The 21115-nt window shown below is 51.4% G+C and carries 20 protein-coding genes and 2 tRNA genes; 9 read left to right on the forward strand and 13 right to left on the reverse strand.

Features of this window, described 5'->3' with window-relative positions; genetic code table 11:
- The first annotated feature begins 21 nt into the window (after positions 1-21).
- From ACO0LM_RS08790 to ACO0LM_RS08825, 8 genes are all read left to right on the forward strand, one after another.
- Positions 22-1263: a winged helix-turn-helix domain-containing protein gene (locus tag ACO0LM_RS08790; RefSeq protein ID WP_423036199.1), complete on the forward strand. Its 1242-nt coding sequence runs from the start codon at positions 22-24 to the stop codon at positions 1261-1263.
- A gap of 161 nt (positions 1264-1424) precedes the next feature.
- Positions 1425-1880, forward strand: coding sequence for a universal stress protein (locus ACO0LM_RS08795; protein WP_423036201.1), 456 nt, complete (start codon positions 1425-1427; stop codon positions 1878-1880).
- 126 nt (positions 1881-2006) lie between these two features.
- Positions 2007-2648, forward strand: coding sequence for a response regulator (locus tag ACO0LM_RS08800; protein ID WP_423036203.1), 642 nt, complete (start codon positions 2007-2009; stop codon positions 2646-2648).
- Between the two features lie 372 nt (positions 2649-3020).
- Positions 3021-3404 (forward strand): response regulator, encoded by a 384-nt coding sequence (locus tag ACO0LM_RS08805; protein WP_423036205.1) that lies wholly within the window; start codon positions 3021-3023, stop codon positions 3402-3404.
- Between the two features lie 25 nt (positions 3405-3429).
- Positions 3430-4323, forward strand: a complete 894-nt coding sequence (locus ACO0LM_RS08810; RefSeq protein ID WP_423036207.1) for a helix-turn-helix domain-containing protein — start codon at positions 3430-3432, stop codon at positions 4321-4323.
- Positions 4324-4430: 107 nt separating this feature from the next.
- Positions 4431-5270: a universal stress protein gene (locus tag ACO0LM_RS08815; RefSeq protein ID WP_423036209.1), complete on the forward strand. Its 840-nt coding sequence runs from the start codon at positions 4431-4433 to the stop codon at positions 5268-5270.
- 365 nt (positions 5271-5635) lie between these two features.
- A complete protein-coding gene (locus ACO0LM_RS08820; protein ID WP_423036211.1) occupies positions 5636-7597 on the forward strand; it encodes an MASE3 domain-containing protein in 1962 nt (653 codons plus the stop codon).
- Between the two features lie 225 nt (positions 7598-7822).
- Positions 7823-8155 carry a flagellar basal body rod C-terminal domain-containing protein gene (locus ACO0LM_RS08825; protein ID WP_423036213.1) on the forward strand — a complete coding sequence of 111 codons (333 nt, stop codon included), beginning with the start codon at positions 7823-7825 and terminating at the stop codon, positions 8153-8155.
- Between the two features lie 22 nt (positions 8156-8177).
- Here ACO0LM_RS08825 and ACO0LM_RS08830 read toward each other — a convergent pair whose 3' ends face one another.
- The 13 genes from ACO0LM_RS08830 to ACO0LM_RS08890 all read right to left on the reverse strand — a co-directional run bounded on the left by ACO0LM_RS08830 (position 8178) and on the right by ACO0LM_RS08890 (position 18828).
- Entirely contained in the window at positions 8178-8975 is a 798-nt protein-coding gene (locus ACO0LM_RS08830; RefSeq protein WP_423036215.1) for a sulfite exporter TauE/SafE family protein, read from the reverse strand.
- Position 8976: 1 nt separating this feature from the next.
- On the reverse strand, positions 8977-10380 hold the full coding sequence (hemN, locus tag ACO0LM_RS08835; RefSeq protein WP_423036217.1) for an oxygen-independent coproporphyrinogen III oxidase: 1404 nt from the start codon (positions 10378-10380) through the stop codon (positions 8977-8979).
- Positions 10381-10391: 11 nt separating this feature from the next.
- A complete protein-coding gene (locus ACO0LM_RS08840; RefSeq protein ID WP_423036219.1) occupies positions 10392-10649 on the reverse strand; it encodes a hypothetical protein in 258 nt (85 codons plus the stop codon).
- A gap of 85 nt (positions 10650-10734) precedes the next feature.
- A complete protein-coding gene (locus ACO0LM_RS08845; protein ID WP_423036221.1) occupies positions 10735-11280 on the reverse strand; it encodes a FixH family protein in 546 nt (181 codons plus the stop codon).
- Positions 11281-11289: 9 nt separating this feature from the next.
- Positions 11290-12702: a cytochrome c oxidase accessory protein CcoG gene (ccoG, locus tag ACO0LM_RS08850; RefSeq protein WP_423036223.1), complete on the reverse strand. Its 1413-nt coding sequence runs from the start codon at positions 12700-12702 to the stop codon at positions 11290-11292.
- Positions 12703-12771: 69 nt separating this feature from the next.
- The gene (gene ccoP, locus ACO0LM_RS08855) at positions 12772-13809 is read right to left on the reverse strand and encodes a cytochrome-c oxidase, cbb3-type subunit III (RefSeq protein WP_423036225.1); all 1038 of its coding nucleotides are present in this window, start codon (positions 13807-13809) and stop codon (positions 12772-12774) included.
- Positions 13810-13811: 2 nt separating this feature from the next.
- On the reverse strand, positions 13812-13958 hold the full coding sequence (locus tag ACO0LM_RS08860) for a cbb3-type cytochrome oxidase subunit 3 (RefSeq protein WP_423036227.1): 147 nt from the start codon (positions 13956-13958) through the stop codon (positions 13812-13814).
- A gap of 49 nt (positions 13959-14007) precedes the next feature.
- Positions 14008-14625: a cytochrome-c oxidase, cbb3-type subunit II gene (gene ccoO, locus ACO0LM_RS08865; protein ID WP_423036229.1), complete on the reverse strand. Its 618-nt coding sequence runs from the start codon at positions 14623-14625 to the stop codon at positions 14008-14010.
- 35 nt (positions 14626-14660) lie between these two features.
- On the reverse strand, positions 14661-16100 hold the full coding sequence (gene ccoN / locus ACO0LM_RS08870; RefSeq protein WP_423036231.1) for a cytochrome-c oxidase, cbb3-type subunit I: 1440 nt from the start codon (positions 16098-16100) through the stop codon (positions 14661-14663).
- A 219-nt stretch (positions 16101-16319) separates the two neighbouring features.
- Entirely contained in the window at positions 16320-18242 is a 1923-nt protein-coding gene (locus ACO0LM_RS08875; protein ID WP_423036233.1) for a SurA N-terminal domain-containing protein, read from the reverse strand.
- Between the two features lie 83 nt (positions 18243-18325).
- A tRNA-Asp gene (locus tag ACO0LM_RS08880) sits at positions 18326-18402 on the reverse strand.
- Positions 18403-18428: 26 nt separating this feature from the next.
- Positions 18429-18504, reverse strand: a tRNA-Val gene (locus ACO0LM_RS08885).
- A gap of 51 nt (positions 18505-18555) precedes the next feature.
- Positions 18556-18828 (reverse strand): HU family DNA-binding protein, encoded by a 273-nt coding sequence (locus ACO0LM_RS08890; protein ID WP_422980746.1) that lies wholly within the window; start codon positions 18826-18828, stop codon positions 18556-18558.
- Positions 18829-19348: 520 nt separating this feature from the next.
- On the opposite strand from ACO0LM_RS08890, the gene nadB reads away from it, so the two are divergent.
- Positions 19349-20956, forward strand: coding sequence for an L-aspartate oxidase (gene nadB, locus ACO0LM_RS08895; RefSeq protein ID WP_423036235.1), 1608 nt, complete (start codon positions 19349-19351; stop codon positions 20954-20956).
- Positions 20957-21115 lie beyond the last annotated feature (159 nt).

Consider the following 21115-nt stretch of genomic DNA (forward strand, 5'->3'; position numbering starts at 1 on the left):
TTTTTTTACGGCAATGACTTTATGAGCGCAACTGATTTCCATCTGACACTCAGTTCCGCTCGCGCCCTGCATCTGGCGGCACAGGGCTTGTTGAATCCTGCGCTGCGCAAAGCTGGCAAACTGGATGTGCTGGCCTGCATACGCAATATGTCTGCCCTGCAGATCGACACCATCAGCGTAGTGGCGCGCAGCCCCTATCTGGTGCTGTGGAGCCGCTTGGGAAACTATCCGCATGCATGGCTGCACGAATTGCTGGAAGAAGGCCATCTATTTGAATACTGGTCGCATGAAGCCTGCTTTTTGCCGATAGAAGACTATGGCCTGTATCGCCACCAGATGGTGTCGCCACAGGGCCTGGGCTGGAAATACAATCACAAGTGGCTGAAAGAAAATGCTGTGCAGGTTGACACCGTGCGCCAACATATCCATGCAAATGGTGCCAGCCGCTCGGCAGATTTTGAACGTACCGACGGCAAAAGTGGTGGCTGGTGGGAATGGAAGCCAGAAAAACGCTCGCTCGAAGTCTTGTTCACCACTGGCGAAGTGATGGTCGCCAAACGCCATAATTTCCAGCGCATTTATGACTTGCGTGAACGCGTGCATCCCAAATGGAATGACAAAAAACATCTGAAGCCCATCCTGCATTGCGAGCGCACGCAAATCTTGCAATCAGTCCGTGCGCTGGGTATCTGCAAGGCAAACTGGATCAGCGATTATTTCCGCATGGGTAAACCTGATATCAACAATCAGCCTGCGCAACTGGTCAGGGAAGGTTTGCTGATACCGGTCACAGTCGATCAACACGATGCCCTGTTTTATGTGCATCCGGATCGCCGGGATTTACTGGAACGGGCCAGCGAGAACAAGCTGAAAGCCACGACAACCCGTATTCTGTCACCGTTCGACCCGGTGGTCTGGGACAGGAAACGCGCCATAGACCTGTTTGACTTTGACTATAAACTTGAATGCTATACACCAGCGCCGAAACGGCGCTATGGCTATTTCACCCTGCCCATCTTGCGCCGCGGCGTCTTGATCGGGCGCATGGACGCCAAGGCCCATCGCAAGCAAGGCATACTGGAAGTCAAGGCCCTGCATCTGGAACCGGGTGTGCGCGTTTCGCAAAGCCTGGCAACGGACCTGGCCAAAACCCTGCGCGAATTTGCACTCTGGCACGAATGCAATGATCTCCAGTTAACATGGAGCAATTCATCAGAGCTGACACCCTTATTGCAGGCACTGATCCAGGGCGTGTTGCCCTAGCCAGGCATCAACGATCTGAGCCCTTGAGTGCCCAATGCGTGCTGAATAATTCATCAAATCCCTTGTTTGAAATCAAAGCCGGTGCAACAATCAAGATGCACTATTAGTGGAGTGTTGTAACAGTCCACTAATCTCAAGCTCAACGATGAAAGGCACAGGATATGTACTCCAGAATCTTGTTACCCACCGATGGTTCCGAACTGTCACACGCCTGTGTCACTGCCGGACTGGAATTTGCGCTGCAATTGAAAGCGGAAGTCATCGCTGTGTTTGTTGCCAGCAATTATCAATATCCACTGTATGTCGATATCGTGCCCCCCAATGGTCCGACTGAAGATGAATACAAGGCAGCCATGCGGGCCATGGCCGAAAGCTATCTGCAACCAGTCAGGGAAGCCGCTGCGGCTGCCGGGCTCGCCTATCAGGAAGTCATACAGTTCAACGACTCTACCGCCAAGGAAATTGTTCATACCGCACAAGAGTATGGTTGCGACCTGATCTTCATGGGTTCGCATGGCAGAAGCGGCCTGGGCCAGTTCCTACTCGGCAGTGTCACCACCAAAGTATTGTCCCTGTGCCTGATTCCGGTACTGGTGCACCGTATCAAGCATCACTGATCCGCCATCACGGATTGATCATCACTGCGCACGCGCCAGCGGGCGCTTGCAGTACAATAGCGTTTCACCTTGCCGTGGCACAACACCGGGCAAGTTTCACCATGACTAACGCCTTGTACACAAACGATGACCCGCATTCTGATTGCCGACGACCATACCATCATGCGCGAGGGCTTGAAGCGCATACTGGAAGGGATAGAAGATATACAGGTCATCGGCGAAGCCATTGATGGATTTGATACCCTGGAAAAAGTCCGCAGCCTGGAATTTGATGTCTTGCTGATGGATTTGTCCATGCCAGGCCGCAGCGGTGTGGATCTGATACGCCAGATCAAGGACGAATACCCGAAACTGCCGATACTGATACTGACCATGCATGAAGAAGAACAGTATGCAGTAAGGGCCATACGCGCCGGTGCACGTGGTTACCTGACCAAGGAAAGCGCAGGCACGCAACTGGTTACTGCCCTGCGCAAAGTAGCGTCAGGCCGTCCCTATATCAGTATAGAAGTGGCCGAACAACTGGCCATGAGCGCCATGCCTGCCGATGACAGCCAGCCACATACCAGCCTGTCTGACCGTGAATTTGAAGTGTTCAGCCACCTGGTCAAGGGCAAGTCGATTACTGAAATTGCTGACCTCCTGCATTTAAGTGTCAAAACCGTCAGCACCCACAAGACCAGAATCATGCAAAAAATGAACATGAATAATCTGTCTGACCTAGTGCAATATGCAGTAGCACATCACCTGCTGCAACCACAAGCCTGAATATCCTCGCGCAGCCAGGGCTGCGCTTTCCCTCGCCATACCCTCTTCCATCCAGCCTTTCCCTCTCTCCCTCATTCCGGACTAGTGGACTGTAACTTTGAAACAGAAGTGAAAGACGCTTGCCCGGCGATCAGGGCAAGAAGCAAAGCACAGCGATAGTGAACTATCGCGAGCATTTGCAACGCAGCCATGGTCGTCGCGCAAGCGGAAGGCACTCTGTTTTCAATTGTTACAGTCCACTAGGAATATTCCTACATGTCAGGCTGTAAATCTGACACTCCGAATCAGCATTGGCTGATTTAAATCAAGCTTCATGTTCACGATAATAGAGGCTAAGCAAACACAGTAGCACTAACCACTTAACTCCACATCATGAACCTGTACATCGTAGAAGATTCGGCCCTGATTCAACAACGCCTTATCCGATTCATAGAAGAAGTGCCAGGCATGCATGTGGTCGGGGTAGCCGGCGATATCAGTCACGCCATGCAGGGCATTCTGGATGAACATGCGGATGCCATGATTCTCGATATCCAACTGACCGATGGCAATGGCTTGCAGCTACTCAAGAACATCAAGCAAAGCAATCCAGAAATTAAAGTTGTGGTGCTGACCAATCATGCAACCGAAGACAACCGTGTACATGCAATGCGTGCCGGTGCTGATGGCTTTCTCGATAAATCTACCGATTTTGGCCTGCTTCAAGAGTATCTGCTGCGCTGGCAGCAACCGAATTCAAATCATCAAATCAATTAATGTCGTTTACCTTAAGGGGATTACCATGACTACAGTAGCATTCACAAGCGGCAAAGCCAGCCTGTCATCGACAGCTGCCAAAAGAGCATTCCCATCCGTTGCCGGTGAAGCAGGCTGGCGCTGCCATGGTAACCTTTGGTCGAACCTGCAGGAAGTCTGCGAGCTCTTGCGCATCCCCGCACCAGCCGCATCTGCCGATGAAGAACAATTGTTCCAGCATGTACGCTTCAAGGCTGGCCAAAGAGTGCATACCATAGGCCAGGATTTTGAAACCCTGTACATCGTCAATTCCGGCTTTCTGAAAACTGTTCTGATCGATGAATACGGCAATGAACAGGTGTTGAGTTTCCCCATGAAAGGTGATTTGCTCGGCATCGACGGCATCCATAACCTGCATCATGCGTCCGAAGCAGTGGCACTGTCTGACTGCGACATCATCTTGCTACCTTACAAAACTTTTTCTGCCCTGGGCCGTTGCTATGCCGAACTGGAACAAGCCATGTTCAGCGTCATGAGCCGCGAACTGGTGCGTGAACAATTGATGATAGGCATGCTCAGCGCCCTCAGTGCTGAAGCCAAGGTGGCACGTTTCCTGACCAATCTGGGTGAACGCTTCAGCCTGCTCGGCTATTCCGGCAAATCATTCAACCTGCGCATGACCAGGCATGAAATTGGCAGCTATCTGGGTCTGACACTGGAAACCGTCAGCCGCACCCTGTCTGCCTTCAATGAACTGGGCCTGATCAGTGTAGACCAGCGCCAGATCGCGTTGCTGGACATCCATGCACTGAAAACCCTGCGCCGCCTGCCGCCCGCCAAATCACGCATCAAAGAAAAAGTCAGCGAAAAGGTGTCCGCCCTGGTTGGCAAGAATTTATTGCCGCAATGGACCAAAGAGGTTGCCGTTGCCTTAAATTAGTATAAGCTTGAATTGTACATATGCTACGTTTGCCGGCAGACATAGTGCCGGCGGCCATGATGATGGCTTGATGTTTTTCCACGATAATTCAATCAAGGAGTACAGACATGACATATAAAACCATACTGGTTCATGTAGACGAGTCAGAACGATCCAATTTTCGCGTACGACTGGCGGCAGAAATCGCCAAAGGTGATGCTGCCCACCTGATAGGCACTGCTGTCACCGGGGTATCCCGTTTCATCTATCAGGATGGCAATATCAGCGCGAATGATCCAAATCTGACCATACACCTCAAATACCTGCGGGAACGGGCAGAAAAAGCCGTTGCCAACTTCAACCGGCAAGCCGAATCGGTGGGTCTGGATTCTTATGAAAGCATGATCGCCAATGATGAGGCTGGCGGCGGCATAGGCTTGCAGGCACGCTACAGCGATCTGGTGATCATCGGCCAGACCAATCGTGACGAACCCTCTCCCTCTGTCCTGCCCGATTTTCCTGAATACCTGATCATGAATGCAGGCAGGCCGGTACTGATCATTCCCTATGTCGGTGATTTCACTTCCGTAGCCAAACGTCCGCTGATCGCCTGGGATGCCAGTCGTGAAGCGACGCGTGCGATCACCGATGCAATCCCCCTTTTGAAGCGTGCCGAGCTGGTTCAGGTTGCCATCTTCAATTCCAAATCGGTCCCTGATGCGCATGGTGAACAGCCGGGCAGCGATATTGCCCTGTACCTGGCAAGACATGGTATCAAGGTGGAAGTGTCTGTCCACAAAACCAATACTGATATCGGCAATGCCCTGCTGTCGCTGGCACATGATGTAGATAGTGACATGCTGGTCATGGGTGGTTATGGCCATTCACGCTTCCGTGAAATGATCATGGGTGGCGTCACCAGAACCATACTTGAAAGCATGACAGTTCCCGTACTGATGTCACACTAAGAACCTGTTTGCGATCTTACTGCGCGAGCGCAATCGGAGTCCACGCGGGGCTCATGTGCTGCTCAAAATGCTCATGTACCTGAAGTACATTCCGCTTTTTGCGCTGCGTTTTTGTTACCCTTACCCCGCTGACGCTCGCTACAGATCGCAAACAGGTTCTAAGTGCATACAAACAGGTGGCAGCAAAGCCTGCCACCCTGTAGACGATAGAACCGAGCTAAGCTGATCTGTACTGGAATGCGGCTTTCGTCACTGGTGTCAAACACCTCAGACAATTAAATCAGCTCATTTGAGAATCGGGTATGCATTCCGCTTTAAAATAGTGGATTCGATGCTACCGATCACGCACAGCGAATCACTCTTCCATGGCAACTGATTACACCAGGTTTTTCCGCGCACGCTGGATGGCCGCACTGCTCTTGCTCATATCCCTGTTATTGTGGGCGGCGCATGGCAAGCTGGCACATCTCAGGGTGGCAGCGCCATTATCCGTGCATACCTTGCTAGAAACCGTCACAGTCGTGATATTTACATCTGTCTTTATCGTGTGCTGGAATGCATTTGGCGGTGCCCGCAAAAAAAGCAGTGTCATCCTGGCAGTGGCCTTTCTCTGTACCGCTATACTGGGTTGCATGCATGCACTGTCCTTTCAGGGCATGCCCGGTTTCCCGGATGCCAGCGATATGCACAAATCCCTGCTGTTCTGGATACTGTCGCGCTCATTCATCGCTACCACCCTGCTGGGCCTGGCATTATCGCCAGAAGATTCGGATGTCAGCCCGCTACAGGCCTACCTGGTACTGATCGCCGGTTTGCTGGCCACCGCAGGCTGGACTTACACCGTGTTTGCCTTTTCCGATCTGCTGCCGCTGACCTATATTGAATCGGTGGGCCAGACTTCATTCAAGATTGCCTGTGAAGCGGGACTGATAGGCATCAATCTCATCACCGCCTACCTGTTGAATCGCGATGTCAAGCAGGAACAGGATGCCGAAAAAAACATTCAGCGTCTGCAGATAGATCGTGCCTCGATGTTTCTGGCAGCGATGCTATTGGCGATTTCAGAAGTGTACTTTGCCTTGTATACAGACAGCAGCGACCTGTTTGTCGTGATTGGCCATGTGTTTCAACTTTTTGCGGCGATCGCAATTTATCGTGGCATGGTCGCGGTGAATATCCATACGCCCTACACCAACCTGGCAGAAACCAGCCAGAACCTGGCGCGTTCGGCAGAAGAACTGCACTTGCAACGCGAACGCCTGAGCCGCATGATCGATACCGCCATAGACGGCATCATCACTATTGACGACACCCAGACCATCATCCTCGCCAACCCGTCTGCAGCCACGCTGTTTGGCTACGAAGTCAGCGATTTGCTGGGTATCTCACTCAATACCGTGCTACCGGAACGGCATCGCAAGGTGCATGGTGAGCATGTCAGGAAATTTGGCGAAACCGGCGCCACCCGACGCCGGATGGGTGGCAGCTTTGACGATTTTTACGTCACTGGCGTGAAAGCCAATGGCGAAGAATTCCCGATAGAAGCATCCATCTCCAGCCAGGTTGAGGTGGGCAGGCGCTATTACACCGTGATCTTTCGTGATATCAGCGAACGCAAGGTCGCCAAGGAAAAAATGGCCTTGTACCATGATGAGTTGACTCAACTTTCTGCCACCCTGCAAAGCATACGCGAAGAAGAACGCAAGCATATCGCGCGCGAATTACATGATGACCTGGGCCAGTTGCTGGCCGCATTGCGCATGGACTTATCGCTGCTGCAAAGAGATAGCATGCTCACCGGTAAATCACAGAAAACCGTCAGCAGCATGGATCAGTTGATACTGACCGCCATCACCACCCTGCGCCGTATCGCGACCGACCTGCGCCCGCGCGCGCTGGACGAAGGCGGCCTGTATTTTGCGCTACAGACTTTGCAGAAAGATTTCTCCAGCCGCCACGGCATCCATTGCGAACTGGTGGCGAATGAAGAACAACTGGCACTGGATGACGCCCGCAGCACAGCCATTTTCCGCATCATCCAGGAATCATTGACGAACGTGGTCAGACATGCCGACGCCACAGAAGTAGACATCCGATTTGAAAGAAATGCACACCTGATGCGTTTCACTATTTGCGACAATGGCAAGGGAATGGATGCTGACGACACACGCAAGGCACGCTCATTCGGTCTGGTCGGGATGCGTGAAAGAGTCAAGGCCATGCAGGGTGAATTCAAGGTTGAGAGCCAGCCTGGTGAAGGTACTTGCCTGGAAATTCAATTGCCATTAGAACCTGTTTACGATCTTACTGCGCGGGCGCAATCGTAGTCCACGCGGGGCTCATGCGCTGCTCAAAATGCTCATGTACTACAGTACATTCCGCTTTTTGCGCTGCGTTTTTGTTACCCTTACTCCCGCTGACGCACGCTCGCTACAGATCGCAAACAGGTTCTTGGTGCCAACATCTGACGATTTGTAACGCTTGTCCCTGTCTGTACAAATCAGGTTTCCGCTATAATCCCATGCATCGCGCTTGGTCTTCAGGAAAATGTCATGTCAGTTTCAGCACTCAATAGCGGCCTCTCCGGTCTCAAGGCTTATGCCAGTGCGCTCGACAGTTCTGGCCATAATGTCGCCAATGCCAATACTGCCAATTTCGTGCCGCAGCAAGTCAGCTTTCAGGAACAACCCGCGGGCGGTGTCATCACCACGATCAGCAAAGAAGGGGCCAGCCTGTCGTCACAAGAATCGCAAGATGGTAGCGGCACTGAGCTCGCATCAGAAATCGTGCAATCCATCCAATTCAAGGCAGGTTTTGATCTTTCTGCCAAGATAATCAAAACCGCAGATCAGATGCTTGGTACCCTGATCGATATCCAGGCTTAAGCACCCAGAACCGTTTCAGGATTCATGCTGCCGGCACCACACATAAAAAGGCTGGCATGTTTTTCATATCAAAATACCACAAGCCCAGCAAACCTACAGCAATCAAAAAACATGCCCCTGCCAGTCTGATTGCGCGCATGGTGGCCGTCTTGCTGGCGCGTTGAAACACCGCCTGCGTGAACAGCAGGTGTGGCAAGGCACTCAGGCCAAACAGGAGCATCAGGGCAGCCCCCGACCAGGCATCACCCGACAGCAAGGAAAACGGTGCCACTGCATACAACAAGCCACAGGGCAGACAAGCCCATCCCATGCCCATTAAGAACGGATAATCTGCGGCCTTGTTTAAAGGTGCAGTCAGCCGGCTCAGCATACGCTGCCACGCCCCCATCCATTGCTGCATGAACTGCAGGTGCGGCATGAGGCCCAGCAGGCGTACGCCAAGAATAATCAATGCCACATTACCTATCGTAAACATTAACTGCTGGACAGGGATAAATGGCTTGAATACCAGACCTGCTGCACCGATACCACCGAGTACCGCACCAGCCAATCCATACGTGAAAATACGACCACCATGCAACAAAACCTGATACAGCAAGTTATTCGTCGCAGCCACAGATTTGACATCTGCATTCGCCAGCATGGTAATCGGAATGACCTTATTGCCGACACCGTTGCCGACATCATTACCAGCGCCCTTGCCACGCTTTTGCCCGGCCTGTGTCAACAGCATGGATATGCCACCGCACATGCCTGCGCAATGTATGCCGCCCAGTGCTCCGGCAGTCAATGCAGCAATCACCAAGGGCAGAGTCAGCATGTCAGATCAGTTTTGAATAATGGGCCGTGGTCTGGCGTGTCAGGTAATGATCGAATGCCATGCCGACGGCACGCACAAACAAGCGCCCCCTGGCTTCGACAGTGATGGCAGTGGCACTGAGAGTGATCATTTTTTCCTGCGCATAATCGGCCAGTTGCATCAGTTCATCCGCAAAATAATCAGGGAAGGAAATACCGTATTGCTGTTCCAGCGCGCCAAAATCAACGGTACTGCTGCACATCAGGCTCATGATGATTTGACGACGCAGCACATCATCCATGCGCAGATCAATCCCCTTTTCCACCGGCAATTCGCCACGGTCGAGACAGGCATAATATGCATCAAGCGTACGCATGTTTTGCACATAGGATGCACCGATCTTGCCTATTGATGACAAGCCCAGTCCGATCAGGTCACAATCAGCACGGGTGGTATAGCCCTGGAAATTTCTGTGCAGGCTGCCATCATCCATCGCCCTGGCCAGGCTATCATCCGGCTTGGCAAAATGATCAAGTCCGATGTACACATAGCCTTCTGCCTGCAAGCGGCGCAGGGACATCAAAAAGATTTGCAGACGTTGCTCGGCAGATGGCAAATCTGCTTCAGCGATACGGCGCTGCGGCTTGAAACGGGTCGGTAAATGCGCATAGTTATAGAGTGCTATGCGGTCTGGCGACAAGGCAATGACCTGATCCAGTGTTTCAGAAAAACTGCCCAGGTTTTGTTTCGGCAAGCCATAAATCAAATCAAAATTGATCGACTGAAAACCGGCCGCCCTGCTGGCCTGGACGGTGTTATCCACCAGCTCAAATGTTTGCAGGCGGTGTATCGCTTTTTGCACATCAGGATTAAAATCCTGCACTCCCAGGCTGGTACGATTAAAACCCAGGTCAGCAAGCAATTGCAGGGTCGCCGCATCGACTGTACGCGGATCGATTTCTATGGAAATCTCGGCATCGTCAGCAAAATCAAAATACGCCCGCAGCATCTGCATCAGGTGACGCAATTCATCGTGACTTAGAAAGGTCGGCGTGCCGCCACCAAGGTGTAACTGACTCAGCATTTCGCGGTCATGCAGGTGTGCCGTCACCAGCTTCAATTCTTTTTCCAGATATTCCAGGTATTTTGCCGAGCGTCCGTGATCTTTGGTGATTACCTTGTTACATGCACAGTAATAGCAAAGCGAAGCACAAAACGGGATATGAATGTAAAGCGACAGTGGCGGTTTGGTACCAAGGCGACTGCGTTCCTCTAAATACCGGATATAGGATTCTGCATTAAAGCCGGCATTAAACTTGTCGGCTGTCGGGTAAGAAGTGTATCGTGGGCCCAGCTTGTCGAAACGGCGTATCAAATCTTCGGGAATCTCTGGCAAAGAAAAACCGGCTGGTTCATTCATTTTCATGGTTGTCTCGATTAATGTGCCTTCTGCACAAGTAAAGCGGTCAAACCACTAGACAGAATTCCGAGCAGCCAGAAGGCAAAAAAACCGACTGTATACACACCTGACGCGTGCATTTGCAAACGATGGTCCAGTACGATCAGTTCCATCGGATCTACCAGACTGAAAAATAATCCAGTCGCAGCACAAGCCATCAAAAAAGCTGGCCACAACACTATCATCAACATCGGTCGCAGCAGCGGTTTGTTGTGGCTATTATGGTGTTGTTCCAATTCTGTCCCCTTCTAGTGATTATTCAGCTTAAGGTCAATAAAGAATAAAGCTTTAGAACCTGTTTACGATCTTGGGGAAACAGCTTTATTTTGACGCATGTAACTGCACCGGCTTTTGTTCTGGGTCAAACCAGTCACCCGTCATGCGCCAGTCGCTGGTTTCCAGTTTGAGATGAAACAATTTTACCGAGCCTGCCGTAAAATTGCTCAGTGTTTTCATATCCCCTTCATACATACCGGGGCTGATCTGCTGCAAAGGCAGGCGTCGTATCACTTCGCTGACGGTATTGCCGCCAGTTGCCGCGTTGGCCAGACTCAGCTGTATGGTATCGGACAAACGCCCCTTTCCACTCAGTTGCAACTGTATTTTCCCTGTCAAAAAATCTGCCTTGATTGTGGCTTGCAGCTGCAACTCCCTGGCTTTGGCATCGCGCTGTATGTCTTTGTTGATCATCAAACCCTGCTTGTAATAATCTTCGGCGACGACCTTATCAGCGCCGTGCATGGCGATATACCCGGTAATCAGACTGGCGCAGACCACGATGGCAGGTCCGCCAGCCACCAGCAACAGCCATGGTTCTTTGTACCAGACGTCATGTGTTTTTTTGGGAGGCAATAAAGCAGCGTCCATGAATTTCTCCTATCGTGGAACAATAAATACAGCTTTTTCGGTGACATTGATTTCCGGTGCATCCAGGTCTTTGATGATGAAGCGTATGCGGTTGGAGCCGGTTTCCAATACCCCGGCAGGAACCCGCACCCTGACAGGAAAAGCCTTGGTCGTCGCTGCGCCCATGTCGATATCAGCATTATTCAGGATGACGGCACCGGCAGCACCCTTCACTTCTATGCTGTAGCGACGTGGTGATTCCTGGGTATTCATCACTTGCAGGCGGTAGACATTTTCTATCGCGCCTGTTTCTGTGATTTTCGGCATGCCGCGATCACGCAGCACATCCACTTTCAGGGGCATATGCAATGCCAGCGAAATGGCAGCCAGCAAAATGATCAGGCCCAGTATGCCGCCATAAATCAGGGTACGCATGCGAAATACGCGTTTCCACATGGCCTTGTCATCCAGCTTGTGGGTCAGCGCATGTTCAGTGGTGTAACGTATGAGACCGCGCTCATATCCCATTTTATCCATGACCTGGTCGCAGCCATCAATACAGGCTCCGCAGGCAATACATTCATATTGCAATCCGTCGCGGATATCAATCCCGGTTGGGCAGACTTGCACACAAATGCCGCAATCAACGCAGTCCCCCAAGCCTGCTGCCTTGTAATCGACTTTCTTGTTCCTGGACCCACGTGGATCACCACGGGCAGTGTCGTAGGTAACAATCAGAGTGTCCTTGTCAAACATGGCACTCTGGAAACGTGCGTAAGGACACATGTATTTGCAGACCTGTTCACGCATCCAGCCGGCATTGCCGTAAGTGGCAAAACCATAAAACAGGAACCAGAAAGTTTCCCATGGGCCCAGCGTGAAATTGCCAACACCAATCGCCAGTTCACGAATCGGCGTGAAGTAACCGACAAAGGTGAAGCCAGTCCATAGTGCCAGCGTAATCCACAGAAAATGCTTGAGGAATTTCAGTGAGAATTTGCGCGCCGACAAGGGGGATGCATCCAGCTTGATCCTGGCATTGCGCTCACCTTCAATCTTCGCCTCTATCCACAGAAAAATTTCGGTATAGACCGTTTGCGGACAGGCATACCCGCAAAACAATCGCCCGGCGATGGCAGTAAACAAAAACAGACTCAGTGCAGAAATCACCAGCAAGATAGCCAGGTAAATAAAATCTTGCGGCCACAACACCAGGCCAAAAATATAAAATTTACGTGCTACCAGATCGAACAGCACAGCCTGCCTGTCATTCCAGCTCAGCCAGGCCGTACCATAAAACAGGATCTGGGTAAAAAATACCAACACCCAGCGCCAGGAAGAAAACCAACCTTTCTGTGCACGTGGATAAATTTTCCGACGCTCTTCAAATAGAGCCAGTTCGGCTTCTTCTATGGGTACCGGGATGATGGGTATGTGCTTCATTGTGATTCTATTTTTATCCAATTTCCTGCTTGCTCATTGCATGACTCATTGCGTGCCTCATTGGGTGCCTTACCTGGCTGACGATGCAGCCTCAGATCCAGCTACGGCATTCGACGCGGCAACTGGTGCAGAAGTAGTGGCTATCTGCTGGATAGCCCCAGCATCTGCGCTACTGACCGCTGCTGTCGCGCCGTTATTCGACAAACTCCATACATAGGCAGCCAGCAGATGTATCTTGCCATCGCTCAACAAGGTTTTATGTGCCGGCATCTGATTGTTACGGCCTTTATTGATGGTTTCCATCACCGTATCGATACCGCCGCCGTACAGCCAGACCTTGTCGGTCAGATTAGGCGCACCCAAAGCCTGGTTACCCTTGCCGTTGCTACCGTGGCAGGCTGCACAGGCCGCAAACTTGGATTTGCCGATTGCCGCCTTGATCGGGTCATGCGCAGATTCTGACAGGCTCAGCACATAGTTAGCCACATTACGCACATCATCGTCAGTACCCAGTGCAGCACCCATAGGTGGCATCTGGCCATGACGACCTTCACGTATAGTAGTCAGGATAGTCTGTGGATCGCCACCATACAACCAGTCTGTATCAGTCAGGTTAGGATACCCCTTACCACCCTGGGCATCAGAACCATGGCATTGCGCACAGGTGTTCAGGAACAGGCGCTGGCCAATTTCCCTGGCTTGAGGATCTTTGGCAACCTCTTTGATATCCATGGCCAGGTATTTGTTGAAGATGGGACCATATTGCGCCTCGCCATCCTTCATTTCCTTCTCATAGGCACCGGCCTGGCTCCAGCCAAATGTACCCTGCCAATTACCTAAACCAGGATACACCACCAGATAGCCTGCACTGTAAATAACCGTCAGGTAGAACAACCACATCCACCATTTTGGCAGTGGATTATTTTGCTCCATCAAGTCGCCATCCCAGACATGGCCGGTGGTTTCTGCCGGCAAGGGCTTGCCATCGCTACCGACTTTGACCTTGACCTTGGATTGCGACCACAACAGCAACACGCAGGCCAGCATGGACAAAGCAGTGATTATGGCGATCCCTTTACTCCACCATTCGTTAAAAAAGTCTGCCATGGCTAATTTCCATCCTCATTATCAATTGGCAAGCGTGCCAGTTTCTCGAATTTTTCCTTGTTACCGGCGCTGAAGGCCCAGTAAATAATCCCCAGGAAAACGATGAGACTGATGACCGTCACTATGCTGCTCAGTATTGTGAAATTCATGTTATTTCTCCCTGAAAGGCTGAACCGACAAGGGCTCAGCATCCCTGTATCAATTCTTGTTCTTGATGGCCGTACCCAGTACTTGCAGATAGGCAATCAGCGCATCCAGTTCGGTCTTGTTGGTCAATTCACCAGGGCCGGCCTTGATCTGCTCTTCGGTGTAAGGAACACCGAGGGTTTTCATGGCCTGCAGTTTGGGCGTGATGGCAGCCGGATCAAGCTGAGTCTTGCCCAGCCAGGGATAGGCGGGCATATTCGATTCCACCACCACCGAACGTGGATCGGTTAAATGATCTCTGTGCCAGTTGTCGCTATAGTGACCACCTACGCGTGCCAGATCAGGACCGGTACGCTTGCTGCCCCATTGGAAGGGATGGTCATAGACCGACTCGCCCGCAACGGAATAGTGGCCATAGCGTTCGGTTTCAGCACGGAACGGACGTATCATTTGCGAATGGCAGCCATAGCAGCCTTCACGCAAATAAATATCCCGGCCCACCAGTTGCAGCGGCGTGTAAGGCTGCATGCCCTGCACTGGCTGGGTGGTGGATTTCTGAAAGAACAGCGGAACGATTTCCACCAGGCCGCCAAAACTGATGGTCAGGATCACCAGCACCAGCATCAGGCCCACGTTTCGCTCAATCAGATCATGAGTAAAATTACGCATCAAATTTCTCCTTTGATTTCTCTGCTATCTCTGATTTATGCATGGGCCGCAGCAGCAGGCAATGCAGGAATCGCGTTGTTGACGGGTTTGGCAGCCATGAGCGTTTTTGTGACGTTGTAGGCCATGACCAGCATACCGCTCAGATACAGCAAACCACCAAGCATGCGTATCACATAGTAGGGATACGTTGCTTTCACGGTTTCGACAAAGGAATATGTCAGGGTGCCGTCTTCATTCACGGCACGCCACATCAGACCCTGCATCACACCGGCGATCCACATGGAAGCGATATACAGAACCACACCGATAGTCGCCACCCAGAAATGCACTTCTATCAGGCGTTTGCTATACATCTGGGTCTGGCCAAACAGACGTGGAATCAGGTAATACAAACTGCCGATGGTGATGAAACCCACCCAGCCCAACGCACCAGAGTGGACGTGACCAACTGTCCAGTCCGTGTAGTGCGACAGCGCATTCACGGTTTTGATCGCCATCATCGGGCCTTCAAATGTTGACATGCCGTAGAAGGACAAAGACACGATCAGGAAACGCAGGATAGGATCAGAGCGCAACTTGCTCCATGCTCCTGACAGTGTCATGATGCCGTTGACCATACCACCCCATGACGGAGCCAGCAAAATCAGCGAGAACAGCATACCAATGGATTGCGCCCAGTCAGGCAAGGCGGTGTAATGCAAATGATGCGGGCCTGCCCACATGTAAGTGAAAATCAGGGCCCAGAAGTGGACGATGGACAGGCGATAAGAATAGACAGGACGTTCAATCTGTTTCGGGATGAAGTAATACATCATGCCCAGGAAGCCCGCAGTCAGGAAGAAACCCACCGCATTATGCCCGTACCACCATTGCACCATGGCATCCTGCACGCCCGAATAGGCAGAATAGGATTTCATGAAAGATACAGGAATGGCAGCGCTGTTGACGATATGCAGTATGGCGACGGCGATGATGAAGGCACCGTAAAACCAGTTGGCCACATAAATGTGTTCTATCTTGCGCTTGACCAGGGTGCCAAAGAAGACCACGGCATAGGCTATCCAGACCACAGCAATCAGTATATCAATAGGCCATTCCAGTTCGGCATATTCCTTACCCTGGGTGTAACCCATGGGCAGGCTGATGGCTGCCGCAACGATGACCAGTTGCCAGCCCCAGAAAGTGAATTCAGCCAGGCCATCAGAAAACAGGCGCACATTCGAGGTACGCTGGACGACATAATATGAGGTTGCAAACAAGGCGCAACCGCCAAAGGCAAAAATCACGGCATTCGTGTGCAAGGGACGCAAACGTCCGTAGCTGAGCCATGGTATTCCCCCGAGAAATTCTGGCCAGGCAAGCTGAGTTGCAATCACCACGCCCACGAGCATGCCGACTATTCCCCATACCACTGCCATGACAGAAAATTGCCGTACAACCCGATAGTTGTATGTGTTTTCTTTAGTTATCGTCATGATCTCACTCTGTTATAAAAATACACTGCAAGAATAACAATCGCACTACCTGGCTACATTGATTCAAATCAAAAGTTGCCGGATTCAAAGACAATTGCATGTGAAAGGCAACACCTGAAAGCATAGGTAACAATTGAATAAAACACAAAAAAAAAGACACCCGAAGATGTCTTTTTTTATACGCGTGAAAAATACTACGCAATACGTCTATCCATGATGTTATTGCGTCGCAGTAGGTGCAGGTGCCGTCAAAGCTGCCTTGTTCACTGTCACTTTGGCTTTTTGCTTCAGGACATCAATATACGAATACAGATTTTGCTGTGCCAGCACATTCGCCTGCTGCTGTGCTTCTGCAGTACGGCGTGCCTGGTCAGGCGTACCAGCGCTGACCTTGGAAATACGGAACACGATATAACCGTTATCGCCCAGGCTGGTACCGACAAACGCCGGCAGCTTGCTGGTATCCGCACGCATCAGATCAACGAAGGCAACATCGGGAATATCCTGATTTTTCAGACGCGACACCACTTTCGATTCAGTGAATCCGGCGGTAGAATCAGCAGCCTTCAAGGCCGCCAGTTTTGCCTTACCTTCTTTTTCAGCCAGTGCAGCCGCTTCTTTATGAGTGACGACGGCGACGATGGAAGCCTTGACTTCCTCAAACGGACGCCTGGACGCCGCTTTGTATTCGACAATGCGACCTGCTATCAAAGTATTTGGTGCCACTTCCACGGCTTCCGTGTTGTGTTTTTTCTTGACTACGTCGTCAGCAAAAATCGCTTTCAAAAACTTGGCGTTATTGGTTTCCACTGTGGCCGGCACCCCTGGCTTGCTCTGACGTGTCAGGCCACTCGCGGTTTCTATTTTCAGCTTCAGCTTTTCTGCCACTGGTTTCAGGCTGTCAGGCTGTTCATAGACCAGATTACCAAAGGCGTCGGCGGCTTCTTTATAGGCCTTGACTGCCTTCTGCTTTTTGATGTCGGCCGTAATTTGTGGCTTGACTTCATCCAGCGTCTTGATCATTGCTGGCTTAATGCCAGTCACCATGATGACGTGGTAACCAAAATCGGTCAGCACAGGTTCACTGATTTCACCCTGCTTCAGTTTGAATGCCGTTTCATCAAACTGTTTGACCATGGCACCATGCGCAAAAAAGTCCAGGTCACCACCTTTTTCGGCAGAACCAGGATCCTGGGAATTTTCCTTGGCCAGCTTGGCAAAATCTTCCGGTTTTTTACGCAGTTGCGCCAGAATGCCATCAATTTTTTCTTTCGCCTTGGCTTTGTCAGCACTGCTGCTGTCCTTGCCGGCGGCGATCAGGATATGGCTGGCACGACGCTGTTCGTCTGTACCGTACAGCTTCTTGTTTTGCTCATAGTAAGACTGCACGTCAGCATCCGATACCGTTACCTGCGCTGCCAGTGCCTCGCTATTCAGGATCACGTACTCGGCATTGATCTGTTCAGGGATTTCATACTGAGCGGCATTCTTTTCGTAGTAAGCCTTCAGCATGTCATCGGTAACTTTGACGCGGGACGCAAAGTCATCGGTTTTAAGCATCATTGCCTGCACTTCACGTTCCTGCTCATTGATGGCAGACAAACGGGCAGTTACAGTTTTAGGCACGAAAGCACTGCCCTGCACGGCGCTCAGCAATTGTTGCAGAGTCATGTCCTGACGCAGGCGCTGCTCATACCCGGCTGGGCTCAAACCCTGTGCTGCCAGCAAGCTCTTGTAGCGATCAGTATCAAAAGTACCGTCTGCCTTGGTCAGGCCAGATTCCTTCAAGATTGTCTGCTGCAGGGTCGCATCAGAAATCATGAGCTTTTTGCGTACCACTTCGGCAGCCATGGCCTTGCGCGCAATTAACTCATCCAGGATGTTTTGCCTGGCTTCTGGCGTACTCAGCATTTTGGAATCAAACTGCGGGCCATACATCTGACGCAGGCGGTCCAACTGGTCACGCGTAGCCTGATCCAGTTCCAACTGCGTAATGGATGTGCCGGCCACGGTCGCCACAGCAGTATCGCCACCGCGCGAACGGGTATAACTTTCTATGCCGAAAAATGCAAAGGAAGGGAAAATAATCAGCAGCAAAAGAAATTGCATCAACCGCTGATGGGTACGAATATATTCAAACATGTTCAACCGATCACATGGCTAAGTATGACAAAACACTCACGAATACAAAAAAAGGCGAACTTTCGTTCGCCTTTTCGATTTTCTGGCGGAGCGGACGGGGCTCGAACCCGCGACCCCCGGCGTGACAGGCCGGTATTCTAACCAACTGAACTACCACTCCTTTTTTACTGCTTTATGTTTGCTGCGTGGTGGGCGCTGAGAGGCTCGAACTCCCGACCTAAGCCTTGTAAGGGCTCCGCTCTACCAACTGAGCTAAGCGCCCCACTCGTACAATCAAACACCGTGGCGCTAGTCACCGCGCCACGAAAGAGCATTAGTTTACCGCATCTTTCAATGCTTTGCCAGGTTTAAATTTAGGAACCTTGGCAGATTTGATCTTGATGGCTTCGCCAGTACGTGGATTACGGCCAATTCTGGCGGCACGTTTACCGACAGAAAAAGTACCGAAACCAACCAGGGTTACTGTACCGTTTTTCTTCAAGGTCGATTTCACTGCACCAATCAGGGCATCCAGCGCACGCGACGAAGCCGCTTTAGAGATATCCGCTGTTTTAGCAATATGATCGATCAACTCAGTCTTGTTCACTTATAGCCCCCTCACAAAAATTTGAATTTCGCAATGATGTATTCGATTATTTTATTGCTCGCACATCCATCACCGCCAGCAGGAAATCTGCATCCGGTATTAGAGCAAGCCGCAAAGCCTTGTGTCAAGCGGTTTGCAAGCTTTCTGACCAAGTTTGACGAAATGTGATTTACTTATTTGTTTTTTCAGCGAACTGGCAGTAAAGCCACTGTGCAAAAAATCAGGTAGCTGAGTGTTTTTGCTGTGCAGAAAAGCTACCTGCTGCTTCATCCTGATTTAGAATATGACAGACCTGAAAATAAGACGCTACAATCAATGAGACTCGGAAGCGCATCTGTCGCCCACCCTTCATGCAGACAGCAAACTGCAACGGTATTCCTTGTTAGGCATATAGTATGGCTTTAAGTTATAGGCAAAAGCTCAGTTCCAGGCATGATATGCCAGCCAGCATGCAGACACTGACTGACATCGCCCGATCATCATTACACTCATCGACACTCACCTATATTCACATCAGATAATGAAGAATTTTGACGTAGCAATTGTTGGTAGCGGACTAGCCGGCCTGTCTGTCGCCCTGCACCTGGCGCAAACACGTAAAGTCGCCATCATTTCCAAGCGCGAATTACTCGACGGTGCCAGTAACTGGGCACAGGGTGGCATCGCAGCTGTACTGGATTCCCATGACAGCCATGAACAGCATATTTCCGACACGCTGATTGCAGGTGGCGGACTATGTGACGAAGGTGCCACCCGGTATATTATCGAACATGGCCGCGAAGCCATAGACTGGCTGATAGAGCAAGGCGTTCCATTCACACGCGATGAGGAAGCAGAACTCGGCTTTCACCTGACGCGCGAAGGCGGCCACAGCCAGCGCCGCATCATACATGCCGCAGATGCCACTGGTCACGCGGTCCAGGTCACACTGGAACAGAAGGTGCGCAACCATCCCAACGTCAGTCTGTTTGAACATCACTATGCAATCGATGTCATCACGTCCGCCAAGCTGGGTGATACCTCCCCCACACCACGCTGCCTGGGCCTGTATGTGCAAGATGTCAAAAGTGGCGAAGTACACACCTTCGCCGCCCAGCATACCGTGATGGCCACCGGCGGTGCCGGCAAGGTATACCTGTACACCACCAATCCCGACACGGCAACCGGCGACGGCATCGCCATGGCCTGGCGTGCCGGCTGCCGGGTTGGCAATATGGAATTCATACAGTTTCACCCTACCTGTCTCTACCACCCATTCGCCAAGTCATTCCTGATTACCGAAGCAGTGCGTGGCGAAGGCGGTATATTGAAATTGCCAGCCGAAGCCGGCACCTCAGCCGGCAAGCGTTTCATGACCAGTCACGATCAACGCATGGAACTGGCACCACGCGATGTGGTCGCCCGTGCCATCGACTTTGAAATGAAAAAACGCGGCCTGGACTATGTAGAACTCGACATCAGCCACCAACCACCTGAATTCCTCAAGGAACACTTTCCAACCATTTACGCGCGCTGCCTGGAACTGGGTATAGACATCACCAGGCAGGCGATACCGGTGGTGCCAGCTGTGCACTTCACCTGTGGCGGCGTGGTCACCGATACCGATGGCCGCACTGATTTGCCAGGCCTGTATGCAGTAGGTGAAACAGCCTACACCGGCCTGCATGGAGCGAATCGTCTGGCCAGCAATTCTTTGCTGGAATGCCTGGTGGTTGGCCGTGCTGCCGCCAAGCACATAGAATCACAAGAACGTGCCAGCGTGATTGCCCTGCCCGACTGGGATGAAAGCCGCGTATCCGATGCAGATGAAGAAGTCGTCATCGCCAATAACTGGGATGAGCTACGCCGCTTCATGTGGAATTATGTCGGCATCGTACGCACCACCAAACGCCTGGAACGCGCCAAGCATCGCATACGTTTATTGAAGGAAGAGATAGACGAATATTATGCCAACTTCCGCATCTCGAATAATTTGCTGGAACTGCGCAACCTGGTGGAAGTCGCCTCGCTGATCGTCAATAGCGCCCTGTCACGTCGCGAAAGCCGTGGCCTGCATTTCAGCCGCGACTATCCTGACACCCTGCCCAAGGCCTTGCCTACGGTACTCTCGCCCAAGCGCAAAAAATAATTACCACCCTCACTCGCCATCAAGTTGCCTGCATCCGCATCTTGATGGCCCTCCCCTGCAATTCATTTCAGTCTCAGTTATCTGATTTTTTGTCGTACCAGCGGATAGTCGTTTGACAAATAAATTTATCACAGTGATACTGCCCGACGCCGCCTTTAT

Source organism: Undibacterium sp. Di26W, assembly GCF_049340265.1.
GTDB lineage: Bacteria > Pseudomonadota > Gammaproteobacteria > Burkholderiales > Burkholderiaceae_D > Undibacterium.